At 39.2% G+C, this 12,847-nt stretch carries 10 protein-coding genes; 8 read left to right on the top strand and 2 right to left on the bottom strand.

The genetic code is table 11. From position 1 onward, the window contains the following. Positions 1 to 43: 43 nt before the first annotated feature. The 6 genes from glgX (at position 44) to F6K06_RS00665 (ending at position 6,696) form a co-directional block, all read left to right on the top strand. Positions 44 to 2,164 (top strand): glycogen debranching protein GlgX, encoded by a 2,121-nt coding sequence (gene glgX, locus F6K06_RS00690; RefSeq protein WP_124147545.1) that lies wholly within the window; start codon positions 44 to 46, stop codon positions 2,162 to 2,164. A gap of 289 nt (positions 2,165 to 2,453) precedes the next feature. Beyond that, on the top strand, positions 2,454 to 2,792 hold the full coding sequence (locus F6K06_RS00685; protein WP_124146755.1) for an anti-sigma factor antagonist: 339 nt from the start codon (positions 2,454 to 2,456) through the stop codon (positions 2,790 to 2,792). Between the two features lie 345 nt (positions 2,793 to 3,137). Continuing rightward, positions 3,138 to 4,577, top strand: coding sequence for a GAF domain-containing SpoIIE family protein phosphatase (locus tag F6K06_RS00680; RefSeq protein WP_124146754.1), 1,440 nt, complete (start codon positions 3,138 to 3,140; stop codon positions 4,575 to 4,577). A gap of 186 nt (positions 4,578 to 4,763) precedes the next feature. Continuing rightward, positions 4,764 to 5,186 (top strand): ATP-binding protein, encoded by a 423-nt coding sequence (locus tag F6K06_RS00675; protein WP_124146753.1) that lies wholly within the window; start codon positions 4,764 to 4,766, stop codon positions 5,184 to 5,186. A 42-nt stretch (positions 5,187 to 5,228) separates the two neighbouring features. Further along, a complete protein-coding gene (locus F6K06_RS00670; RefSeq protein WP_161564665.1) occupies positions 5,229 to 5,492 on the top strand; it encodes a hypothetical protein in 264 nt (87 codons plus the stop codon). Between the two features lie 298 nt (positions 5,493 to 5,790). Continuing rightward, complete coding sequence (locus F6K06_RS00665) at positions 5,791 to 6,696, top strand: LD-carboxypeptidase (RefSeq protein ID WP_124146752.1); 906 nt, start codon at positions 5,791 to 5,793, stop codon at positions 6,694 to 6,696. Positions 6,697 to 6,996: 300 nt separating this feature from the next. Here the strand turns inward: F6K06_RS00665 and F6K06_RS33675 are convergent, their stop codons facing one another. Then, positions 6,997 to 7,359 (bottom strand): hypothetical protein, encoded by a 363-nt coding sequence (locus F6K06_RS33675; RefSeq protein ID WP_353734938.1) that lies wholly within the window; start codon positions 7,357 to 7,359, stop codon positions 6,997 to 6,999. A gap of 644 nt (positions 7,360 to 8,003) precedes the next feature. Here F6K06_RS33675 and F6K06_RS00655 point away from each other — a divergent pair. Beyond that, entirely contained in the window at positions 8,004 to 9,836 is a 1,833-nt protein-coding gene (locus F6K06_RS00655; protein ID WP_287239144.1) for an ABC-ATPase domain-containing protein, read from the top strand. Between the two features lie 1,086 nt (positions 9,837 to 10,922). Here F6K06_RS00655 and thrB read toward each other — a convergent pair. Continuing rightward, positions 10,923 to 11,840 (bottom strand): homoserine kinase, encoded by a 918-nt coding sequence (thrB, locus tag F6K06_RS00650; protein ID WP_124146750.1) that lies wholly within the window; start codon positions 11,838 to 11,840, stop codon positions 10,923 to 10,925. Positions 11,841 to 12,619: 779 nt separating this feature from the next. Here thrB and F6K06_RS00645 point away from each other — a divergent pair. Continuing rightward, complete coding sequence (locus F6K06_RS00645; RefSeq protein ID WP_124146749.1) at positions 12,620 to 12,832, top strand: hypothetical protein; 213 nt, start codon at positions 12,620 to 12,622, stop codon at positions 12,830 to 12,832. Positions 12,833 to 12,847: the final 15 nt, after the last annotated feature.

Raw genomic sequence — 12,847 nt, 5'->3', positions numbered from 1 at the left:
CGAGAACCAATAACCTATTCCCCCATCTATTTAATCAAAAGTCATGCAATTAGATCGTATTGATATTCACCCTACCGACAGTCACGGTGACTTCAAACTGCGTAGTGGGAAACCCTTCCCATTTGGTGCAACTCTGGTGCCTGGAGGAGTGAATTTTTCTATATTCTCCTCTAATGCCACATCCTGTACATTGGTATTGTTTCAAAAAGGTGCTCTCCAACCAATGGCAGAAATTCCCTTTCCTGAAAAATTTAAAATTGGGAACGTTTATTGTATGATTGTCTTCGACCTGAATATAGAAAATATTGAATATGGCTACCGGATGGACGGACCAAATAACTTCCAGGAAGGTCAATGGTTCGACAAGAATAAAATTCTCATGGACCCCTACGCTAAGATTATTGGGGGTCGGGATGTTTGGGGAGTTTTTCCTAACTGGGATGACAATTATCAACATCGAGCGAGAATTGCTTATGATGATTTTGACTGGGAAAATGACCGTCCTCTAGAAATTCCACCAGAAGACCAAATTATCTATGAAATGCACGTTCGTAGTTTTACCGCTCATCCCTCTTCTGGAGTCAAACATCCCGGAACATTTGCTGCCATCCGCGAAAAAATTCCCTACCTCAAAGAATTGGGTGTTAATTCAGTAGAATTGATGCCTATCTATGAATTTGATGAGTTTGAAAATTCCCGCCCCGGCCCAATTACAGGAGAAATGCTCTACAATTATTGGGGTTATAGTACGGTCGGATTTTTTGCCCCAAAAGCAGGTTATGCAGCTACAGGCAAGTCAGGGATGCAGATGGATGAGTTAAAAACTCTAATTAAAGAACTGCATAAAAATGGAATTGAAGTGATTTTAGATGTTGTATTCAATCATACGGCAGAAGGGAATGAAAACGGTCCGACAATTTCTTTCCGGGGTATTGACAATAAAGTATATTATATGCTAAAACCCGAAGGTTATTACTATAACTTTAGTGGCTGTGGTAATACGATTAACTGTAATAATCCCATCGTTCGTGGTGTGGTATTAGATTGTTTGCGTTATTGGGCAAGTGAATATCATATTGATGGTTTCCGGTTTGATTTAGCTTCAATTCTTGGTCGTGACCCCTGGGGGGCACCATTGGCAAATCCTCCACTTTTAGAAACCCTGGCTTTTGACCCAATTTTAGCTAACTGTAAATTGATTGCAGAAGCTTGGGATGCAGGAGGTTTATACCAAGTAGGTTCTTTTCCAGCTTTTGGACGTTGGGCAGAATGGAATGGTAAGTATCGCGATGCAATTCGCAAATTTATTAAAGGTGATTGTACTGTAGGGGAAATGGCACAAAGATTACAAGGTTCCCCAGACTTATATGCTTGGCAAGGTCGCGCTCCGGCAACATCTATTAATTTTATTACCGCCCATGATGGTTTCACTTTGGCCGATATGGTTTCTTACAATGGGAAACATAACGAAGCTAATGGCGAAAATAATAATGATGGTGCTAATGATAACGAAAGTTGGAATTGTGGGGCAGAAGGTTGGACAGATAACCCGGGAATTAATGCTTTGCGTAGCCGTCAGATGCGAAATGCGATCGCGATTATGATGGTTAGTCAAGGTGTGCCTATGTTGCTGATGGGAGATGAAATAGGACGTAGTAAACATGGTAATAATAATACCTACTGCCATGACTCGGAACTAAATTGGCTTAACTGGGAATTTCTCAAAACTAATGCTGAGTTATTTAGATTTGTGAAAAACTGCATTGCATTTAGGAAAGCACATCCAGTATTAAGAAATCGCAACCATTTCAGAAATCAAGATTATATTGGTAGTGGTTATGCAGATATTACTTGGCATGGAACCCAGGCGTGGAATGTAGATTGGTCTGAAAGCTGTCGTACTATTGCTTTTATGCTCTGTGGCAAACACGCTAAAGAAGGAAAACAGACAGATAACTATATTTATGTCGCAATGAATATGCACTGGGAAAGTCTTTGGTTTGAAATTCCTGGTTTGCCACAAGGAATGCAGTGGCACGTTTTTGCTAATACTGCCTGTCCATCGCCAGAAGATGTTTGGGAACCTGGTAAAGAACCTGTTTTGGAAAATCAGCATGGGTTATTACTTGGCGATCGCTCAGTAGTTATTCTGGTAGGAAAATAATATTATGTTTGGTTGAGACGAAGGAGTCAGGAGGGAAGAAAGAAGAAAGGGAAAGTTTTTTTATCGCTAGACATCTAGTAAAAATCCAAAATAAAATCAATTATTTCTCCCTGTTCCCTGTTCCCTGTTCCCTGTTCCCTGTTCCCTGTTCCCTGTTCCCTGTTCCCTGTTCCCTGTTCCCTGTTCCCTGTTCCCTGTTCCCTGTTCCCTCGCTAATGATATGATAGAAAAACCAAAAATATCGCTCAGTAGTATAAATTACGACGAAATTAATAAATAAGGGAAAATTATGGCTTTTACAGCAAATCTAGAAACAACAAACGGCATCGCTAAAATAACTTTATCTGGAGAGCTAGATGGGTCTACTGCTCCAGCTTTTAAGGAAAAAGTAGAGGAAGCAGCAGCCGAAAGTCCGAAAAGACTTGTTTTGATGATGAATGACCTAGAGTATATGGCAAGTGCGGGTCTCCGGGTATTGATTTTCTCTAAACAAAAAATGGGCACAGGTGTTGATATTTATATGGTAGGTGTTCAAGAAATGGTGCTGGATACCATCAAGAAAACAGGTTTCGATCAAAGTATTTATTTACTGGATGAATATGATGCAGCTAAGATAGAGAATATTTAAATAAAATTTATGCATTGAAGAAATAGTCAGTAGTGGGGGCGAACAACCGTTCCCCCGTAGATGGAACAAGGCAGCTATGCTGAAGACATCCCCCCTACCCCCCAGGGCTGTTTCATTCTCGATAGACACGGGGACACGGAGACACGGAGACACAGGAGACACGGAGACACGGGGATGGAGGCTTTGAATTTATGAGATTAAGTTGACTTTTCACCATTTTAGTCAGAGCCAAAGGGACGCTGCATAGCAGTGGGAGCATCTTGCTCCCATACCATATATTCCTTTTTCCTGTATACAATTACTATGCAGGACTACCTAAAAATAAGGCTAAGAGTATTAGAAACAATGGTATCTACAGAAGAAAACTTGAGAGCAGAAATAGACTCACTACGTCAGGAGATGACTAAACTCCAAGATGAAATGGTGGCTTTCCGACTCGCTCAAAAAATACTGATAGAAGTCACAAGAGGTTGTCATTGCTCACCAGGAGGAATTATTAGAGGAGCTTTACAAAAAACTTTAGATGTTTGTGCTGATGTATCCTGTAATGCGGAGAAAGGAAGTTTATTTTTACTAGATCCCGCATCTGGAAAAATTATAGATGCTATTCTGACTCGCGCGGAAGTAACTCCAGAACAACGTGCTAAATTAATTGGTAATGTTTTAGATAAAGGGTTAGCAGGTTGGGTAAGTCGCAACCTTGAGCTAGGACTAATTACAGATACCGAACAAGACGACCGCTGGTTGACTTTACCCGATCAACCTTATATAGTTCGTTCAGCATTGGGTGTTCCAATTATCAATGGAAAAAAAGAGTTGCTTGGTATCATTACCTTGCTGCATTCTCAAACAAATCATTTTACTTTGAGAATGGCAGAGTCAATGCAAGCTATAGCGGAACACATCGGATTAGTATTAGAAAATGCCAGACTTTATGGGCAACTCGATACTTATTCTAAAGCTCTAGACAATGAATTGGAAAAGGGTAGACAGATTCAAATAGACTTTCTTCCCTACGATCTTCCTAAGTTGGATGATTGGGAAATAGTTGCTTGTTTTCATCCAGCAAAGCAAGTGGCAGGAGACTTTTACGATGCTTTCACATTTGATAACAATCAAATAGGATTAGTAATTGCAGATGTTTGTGATAAAGGAGTAGGGGCAGCATTATTTATGGCTCTATTCCGCAGCTTAATTCGTATTTTTTCTGGGGAAATTCAATTCCGAGGAACAGCAGCTCCTATACTTCAAGCACATAAACCTAAAAATTCTGATTGGATAGGTGAGTCAAATGCAACTAACTTAGCTCACCAGAATGCTCTTCAAGCTGTTCGTCTTACAAACAACTATGTTGCAGAAAAACATTGGCAAATGAGTATGTTTGCCACATTATTTTTTGGGGTGCTAGATCCGAAAACGGGTATACTCAGCTATATTAATGGAGGACATGAACCGCTATTTATTGTTAATCAAGATGGTATAATAAAACAACTATTAAATTCTACTGGTCCTGCGGTAGGAATGATGCCAAATATGCAGTTTGGAATTCAGCAGGTTCATTTAGAAAGGGGAGATATATTAATAGGTTATACTGATGGAGTAACTGAGGCAAAATCTCCTGATGGAAAGTTATTTACAGATAATAAGCTAAAAGAAATAGTAGAAAAATCTGCTAATTCTGCCTCAGAATTGATGGAACGCATTAAAGATAATTTATTTAATTATATGGATGATGCGCCACAATTTGATGATATTACAATATTAGCGGTGCGTCGAAATTATTGAAGAAGGCATAAGGCAGAAGGTATCCCCCCCTTCCCCCCTTTCAAAGGGGGGAGGTAGAAGGGAGAATTGCATGGTGGGATTCAAACCCAAAACAATTTTAAGGACTGCGGGTGACGATGGGGTATTAAACCCGCCACACAAAAGATGAAAATTATTACTAAAAAAAACTAAAAAAAAAGGAGCATTATGAAACCTTTAATAGTGTCAGCTAACCTAGACTCTTTAGGAAAAATTGGTCAGTATATTATGTCGGCAGGAAAAGAAGCTGGTTTAGAAAAAAAAGCATCATATAAATTACGTTTAGCAGTAGATGAAATAGCAACAAATATTATTACTCATGGCTATGATAAAGCTGGTTTAGCAGGAGATATTTCTGTACAAGCAGAAATAAATGAGCACAATTTAACTGTTTATATTGAAGATACAGCCATACCTTATGACCCTACTCAAGCAGAAATGGTAACAGAAGAAACTTTACAACAAACCTTAGATAAACGCCCTATAGGTGGATTAGGAATATATTTAGCAAAAGACAGTGTTGATAAGTTTATGTATAAACGAGTAGGTGACCGAAATCGTAATATTTTAGTTGTGAATCAAGTTAGGTAGTGGTGTCGCCGTAATGATAGAGGGAGATGGGAAGATGGGGAGATGGGGAGATGGGGAGATGGGGAGATGGGGAGATGGGAAAGAAACCGAAATACATCCTCTCTCTTGGTCGATTGGATATGGCGAGGAGACCCGTTCTTGCAGACCCGCTCCGAAGATCGCCATCCCACCCTACGGGAAGCTCCGCTTTTTCCTAGGTCATACTCCGCAAACATATCGCGCAGCGTTAACGGAGTTGTGCGCCAGCAAAACGACCGCTTTCTTTTCATTGGAGCGGAGGCGATCGTAGCTGATATCATTAGATGATTTGTCCCTAGTTCAATCAATACCATTACTGTTGAAAGAATGGATAAAATTATAACATAACTTTGGTAAGGGTAAGGAAGAAGTAAGAGGGAAGAAGGCTTAAAAGCCTGAAAAAACTTAAATATGCTGTAGATATTCACGCTAACTTTTACAAAAACGACACTAGGGGACATGATATGATTCATAACGCGAGCAAGATGCTCCCACTAATTATCCTAATCAACCTGACGGTTGCTATAGTTCAAATAACGGAAGATAAATAATCAAACTTCTTCCTTTTTCCTTCTACAATAATAATATGCTAAATCAAAATTGGTTAAAACCTGGTGACTTACTACAAGTTATTTCACCAAGCGGTTGTCTGCGAGAATTAGATGCTTTTGAAAAGGGAGTGGAAATTTGGCGATCGCATGACTACCAAGTAGAATTAACTCCTGGTTATGATGAGAAATGGGGTTATTTAGCAGGTACAGACGAAAGTCGCCTCACTCAATTAATAGCAGCGATGAGTAATGAAAATTATCGTGGTCTTCTCTGCTCTAGGGGTGGTTATGGTACGACTCGCTTACTCGAAAACTGGCCAAACCTCAATGATTTTTCATTGCCTGCTCCTAAATGGTTGATTGGTTTTTCTGATATTACTGCCCTGTTGTGGACTTTTAGTAAAATTAGCAATTTTTCCTGTGTTCATGGTCCATTATTAACTACTTTAGCTGCAGAACCAGAGTGGTCAATTCAACGACTATTTGACTTGGTAGAGGGTCGTTCCCTAGAACCTTTAAAGGGCAATGGTTGGGGTGGAGGCCAGGCAAAGGGATATTTAATGCCTGCAAATTTGACTGTAGCTGGTCATTTATTAGGCACTAAGTATCAACCAGATTTGACTGGGACAATTTTAGCCTTAGAAGATACAAATGAAGTTCCTTACCGTATTGACCGAATGTTGACCCACTGGCGGATGGCTGGGGTTTTACAGCAGGTAAATGGTATTGCTCTGGGGCGGTTTAGTCAATGTTCCCCTGGCCTTATGAATAATACAGAGTTTACTGTTGAAGACGTATTGCGCGATCGCCTGTCCGATCTAAACATTCCCATTGTTTCCGAACTTCCTTTTGGCCACGATGGTCCTAATGCTGCTTTACCTGTGGGAGTTGAGGCCAATCTTGATGGTGACAAAGGTATTCTAGAAATTAACAGGAAGTAGGGAGTAGGGAGTTGTTAGTTAGGATACTTGACTACTTCCAACTTAATTTCATTGTGATGGGAGTACAACCTCTAAGCATTCTTCATCTTTTCCCAAGACTTAGTGATTTTTCCTTCCTGAATTTTAACCTTTTGGCGAGTCAAAATTTTTTATTAAAAATTCCTGCTAATCGGTAAATTTAGCCAGGAGCTTAACTCCTGAGCAAGGCAATCACGCTCAGGGGGAGTCAAGTCGAAATTATTATTCCATCTTAAATTATCACCTACTGTGAATTTCTTCGTTCCTACCCAAATGTTAATTTTAGGAGGTACTCTTGCAGTACCTCCTTCGCTCTCTTTGTATTATATATGAGGGGGTAATTTCAATTTGTGTAATCTTTTGTCGAGGTGCAGTTAATTGCCACCACCTCAACCCGAATATTTCCAAAGAGTGAGAAATCTTTGATTGAGTAATACGAAATCTAATTGTTCCAAATAAAATCGAGATAAAAGATTTAGCCTCAATATAAGTTTGAACTAAGGCAAAACCTTTTCCTAACCCCATCTCTACATCAAAGTAATCCAGGTATTGAGGAATAGCTGGATGTTCGATAAATTTCAGCACCTCAGCTTCCCGCTCAAACAGTTTCAGTTGTTCCCAAGTGAAGTCAGGACTGAATAGCAACAACTTCACAACAACCAACAAATTTGTTTGTAAGTCATTAGCAAGAAAAGTTCTACGACCAGTTTGACCGCCAAGTACAGATTGGATACGATAGCGATCGCCTAAAACTTGACCAATGAATTGCTCTATCTTTTTTGCTGTTAATTTAGATATTTGGACTGGTTGTTTGTCTGATACCCAATTTTTTATCTGACTTTCAGTATAACTAAATCCAACGAAATTTTCCTATTATACTCAGTAGTAAAATATTTCTTATCTTTTTTTTCTGATTTTTAGGCTTGATATTATACTTGAGCAAGAGTATAATTAGAGGTTTGGATTAACTTATACATTTTGGAAAATAATGGTTATCATTAGACCATAATTACAAATTTTACTGTAAGGTTTTTGGTTACTGATTAAATATATGTTCTAATCTATAAAATACTCTGTATTCTTACAGGCACTGACTATAAAAGATCAATCGTCAAATACAAAATCTTAATAGTGACCAAAAAATAAGGTCTCCTGTCCCTTGAAGGGGAATAAACAAAATAAACTTCAGTATTTCAAGCCTTTGACTTTCCTGCGGAATGCGGAAGCTCACAGCCAGAGGAACTGATAACTGATAACTGATAACTGAAATGACACCTGATACCTGAAAAATGACTAATCAACAAACTCTGAGGCAGAAACTTTTAGACCTAGACAACTGTAACTACAAAGCCTACAGAGACATTCAAGGTAGTTACGAATTTCCTGACTTTACCCTAATCATTGATTATATTCAGGGAGACCCCTTTGGCGCTCCTAGTAAACTTCGGGTACAGGTGCCTTATACAGTTGCTGCTTTTCCTCCAGAACTTTATAAAAGTCCAATTCGAGAAGTTGCCCTACGAGATTTCCTGACTCGTAAATTTGACAGAATGGCTTATGAGGTCAGTGGACGCCGTGGCACTGGCAAAAGTGGGATGGTGGCAATTACGAAAATGGGACAGGAAGTGCTGGAACGAACATCGGTATATTTGGCTAATATAGATCCTCCAGCTCCTAAAGTTGTTTCTCCTGGCTCAAACCCCGCTTTACAAAGAGGAAAACCGATAAAATTAAAAAACAATCCTCAAAAAGGTGTTGAAGTACGGTTAATAGTTGGATTACCGGCAAATGGTCGTCGTATTCTAGGCAGACAGGCCGCAGAAATGTTGTGTGATGATATGCCTTATATTGTTCATCGGAGTCTCAAATATGAACAATTAGATGCTGATGCTTGTCGCCGTCATGTAGAAACTGTAGAAGATACAGATTCTTTACGGAAGCAGTTGGTGGAAAAAAATTTGGTTGCTTTTGTTGCTAATGGTGCAATTTTACCACGTCGTAGCGGGGTTGACAGTCGTCCTTTGTCATCTGAGAATGTAGTACCATTTCAGTCTCCTGCATCTTTGGAGGTAGAGCTTGAATGTCCGAATCAAGGTAAAATTTCTGGCATGGGAATTTCTAAAGGTGTGACTTTAATTGTGGGTGGCGGTTATCATGGTAAGTCTACTCTCCTTAAAGCGATTGAATTAGGGGTTTATAACCATATTCCTGGTGATGGACGTGAATTTGTGGTGACAGATCCAGCAGCGGTGAAAATTAGGGCAGAGGATGGTCGTAGTGTTGCAGGTGTAGATATTTCGCCGTTTATTAATCAATTGCCTCAAGGTCGTTCTACTACTGAATTTACTACTGAAAATGCTAGTGGTAGTACCTCTCAAGCTGCAAATATTATGGAAGTTTTGGAGATAGGTGTTAAAAAAGATCCACCTGAAGAAATTGCTACAACTTCGCCTATATTGTTAGTAGATGAGGATACGGCAGCAACTAATTTTATGATTCGCGATCGCCGGATGCAAGAACTTATTGCGAAAGATAATGAACCGATCTCTCCTTTTATTGATAAGGTAAGACAGTTATATAATGACTATCAAGTATCAACAATTTTGGTTATGGGTGGTAGTGGTGATTATTTTGAAGTGGCAGATAAAATCATTGCTATGGAAAACTTTAAAGCAAGGGAAGTTACAGAAAAAGCTAAAGAGATCGCCGAAAAGTATGTTACTGGTCGTACTCCTGAAGGTGGTGAAGAGTTTGGCGAAATTCGAGCGCGGATACCACTACCAGAAAGTTTAGACCCCAGTCGAGGGCGACGAGATGTACGTTTAAAAGTACGAGATGTTGATGAGGTGGTGTTTGGTGGTGAGGATGTTGACCTCTCTAGTGTTGAACAGTTAGTGAGCAAAGACCAACTAACGGCGATCGGTGCTGCTATGGTTTATGCTAAAAAACAATACATGGATAGCGAGCGAACATTATCAGATGTTGTTGATGCTATTATGGTAGATATTGAATCTAAAGGTTTGGATGTTTTGGTTCCTTTTCCACAAGCAGATTTAGCTATCTTCCGACGTTTTGAGTTGGCAGCAGCGATCAATCGTTTACGGACTTTGAAAGTTAAATAATTACTGCTGAGGAAAAATAATGTTTAATATTAACATTTAGCATAAGCTGTTTAGCATTGAAATTGGGTATATAAATATTGACTCATTGAATAGAGCTGATAGTTTAACAGTCTTTCTCTGTTCCCTGTTATATTATGTCCGGTTGAATACTGATAAATAGACCTCTGGTGAAAAAGATATAAATTTTGGCCTGAAGTAGGGAACAGGGAATACCAAGCATGACAAATGTTTGCTACAAATAATTATGTGAGTACTTAGGAGTCAGAACTCGGAACTCAGTTAGGGTCTCCGTCGTTAGGGCGACGTACAGAATTAATAGAGTAGTCGCTAAATAAAGGGAAAAAATAACTCTAACCTAGACAGAGCAATAATTCCAAGCATTTTTGCTATCCAATAGCTACAATCCTTACAGAACAAGGTTTTTGGGTGATTTTTAAGTTATAAAGCGACAAGTCTAATATATTAAGTATGATTTCTTAGGACGTCTTTTTAGTCACTTGTAACATCTGATGTCAAGTATTTTAACTCTTCTAATTATTCGTAACATTCTTTTTTCACGCTTGGTAGAACAGGGAAGAGCTTTTTGGGAAAAAGGTACAAAAAATGATTTATTTGGTGATATCACCTCCGGTTGAATACTGATAAATAAGTGAGTAGGGAGTAGGGAGTAGTAGAGACGTTGCATGGAACGTCTGTAGGTCTTAGAGAGAAAAAAGAGATTTGCGATAGCAACTGAAAGGATAGTTTTTTTTCATAACTAATAGAGTTGTGGCTAAATAGATGAAAAAAATCGCTCCAACCTAGACAGAGCAATAATTCCAAAACTTTTTAGCTGCCAATAGCTACAATCCTGACAGAACAAAGTTTTTGAGGATTTTTTAAGTTATAAAGCGACAAGTCTAATTATCCGGAGATGATATTACCTGCACGTTTGCATACCAGTCTGCACCGAAAGTGCTATATGTATATTTAATCTAGAAGGAAAAAATTATGACGATCGCTAAATTTATGGAAAATTTGGACAAGCATTGGTGTTTGTTTGCCAATTATACCAAGGTAGCGATCGCCTTCTATCAAATCACCAAGCTAATTACAAATTGCTCCTCTAGTGTCAACTTCTAAAGCTTTTACTTCTGTAACTACTCCTTGATTTTTCCAAGTATCTGCCATTGCTGTTACTACTGCTGATGTTGTGAGCGAATTTGTCAGTGCTAATAAAGTCGGGCCAGCACCACTGATTACCATTTCATCAGCACCAGCATCTAAAGCAGCTAATCTGACTTTTTCATATCCTGTGATTAGAGACTTACGGTAGGGTTGGTGAATTTTATCTTGCATTCCAGCTTTTAACCAATCTCCATTACCAGTTTCTAAACCTCTTAACAAAATGCCTAAATGGGCAGCATTGAATATTGCATCGGCGCGACAGTATTCTGTTGGTAAAACTCGTCGCGCTTCTGCTGTTGAAAGTTCAAAGTCTGGAATTGCTACTACTGGCACAATATCAGAATGCCAAGGAATATCACATATTTCCCAACCAGTAGGAGTGGAGGCAGTTAAACAACAGCCACCGAGTAAGGCAGGTACAACGTTATCTGGGTGTCCTTCAATGACGATCGCTAAATTCATTACTTCTGTTTGACTCAAAGGATGTCCCGCCAGTTGATTTGCTCCGAGTAAACCTCCGACTATTGCAGTAGCTGAACTTCCTAAACCCCTAGCTAAGGGTACGCCTAAGTCGATTTCTATTTCTACAGATGGCGGTATTTGGTCGAGATGTTCATATAATTTGACGAATGCTTGATAGGCGAGATTGGTATTATCTGTGCTTACTCGTGCAGCTTCTTTGCCAGTGACAGAAATTTTGAGTTCTGTTGCGCTATCCGCAATAGAAAATTTTAAGCGGTTATATAAGGAGAGAGCAGCACCGATGCAGTCAAAACCAGGGCCGATATTTGCAGTAGTTGCGGGAACGGTAACGGTAACAGAGGAAGGTGTGGTCATTTCAGTTATCAGTTATAGCGCTACGCGCTAGGGAATAGGGAACAGGGAACAGGGAATAGCAAACTGTAAAAGGATTTTCGGATTGAAAAATGTCCTAACCAATTCTTGTAGTGCTATATCAGTTATCAGTTATCAGTACCTCTGGCCTCAGTCGGAGGCAAGAAAATACTGAAGTTTACTTTTTTCATCCCCTTGAAAGGGGAGGCTATTGACCCTCTTTTTTGGTCATTGTTATTTTATTAGTTAGAGTAGTTTATTTAGAATACTGAATAATTTGCGTAGTTGACAATATTCTCAGGACTTACGCAACGTTTTTCTGTCTAATACCAGTTTCTCCTCTTGCCTCTATCCCACGAAGACTCCATGGCTCAAAATTGTCATCAAGGTCAAGATACCATCAGGGTTCTATAAACCTCCTAGTTAACATATTCCTTTTCTACTAATGCGTATGTCGCAATAATACAGTATAAGACAAACGTATTTCAGAGATTGGTGGAGAAACCTAGAGCGACCACTGAATTCAGATCCCTTCTCTACTAACAGTACTTTGATATTTTTTATAGCGAAAATGCCTTCAAAGCTAGTAGGGGCAAGGGAAATACGTTGCTCTGGCTAAAAATGGCTCTTTGCGTAGCATTCCGCAGGAAAACCTAGATATATCAGGAAAAAGGTTGGTTAAATGTAAAACCTAGACTATATAAGGATTTGATGCTGTTCTTAACATATTTTTTCCCAAAGTACCGCTAATGCGTATGTCGCAATAATACAATGCAATACAAATGTATTTCAGAGATTGGTGGAGAAACCTAGAGCGATCGCTGAATTCAGATATAAAAATCTTGATGGGAAATAGATGGGGTAATGGGGAGTTGGGTGTATTGAAGTATTTTCAATTATTGCCTAATTCCCATGTACGACTGTGTGCCTCTCAAATTTTGACTTTTGACAGCGGGTATTGGAAGATTGACAAATATTTGGCAAAAGTAAAGTAGATAATAACTACACAA

Origin of the sequence: Okeania sp. SIO1H4 (assembly GCF_010672695.1) — a bacterium.
GTDB classification, from domain to species: Bacteria; Cyanobacteriota; Cyanobacteriia; order Cyanobacteriales; family Microcoleaceae; genus Okeania; species Okeania hirsuta.
The sequence above is the reverse complement of the archived record's forward strand: the minus strand, read 5'-3'. Positions and strand labels throughout refer to the sequence as shown.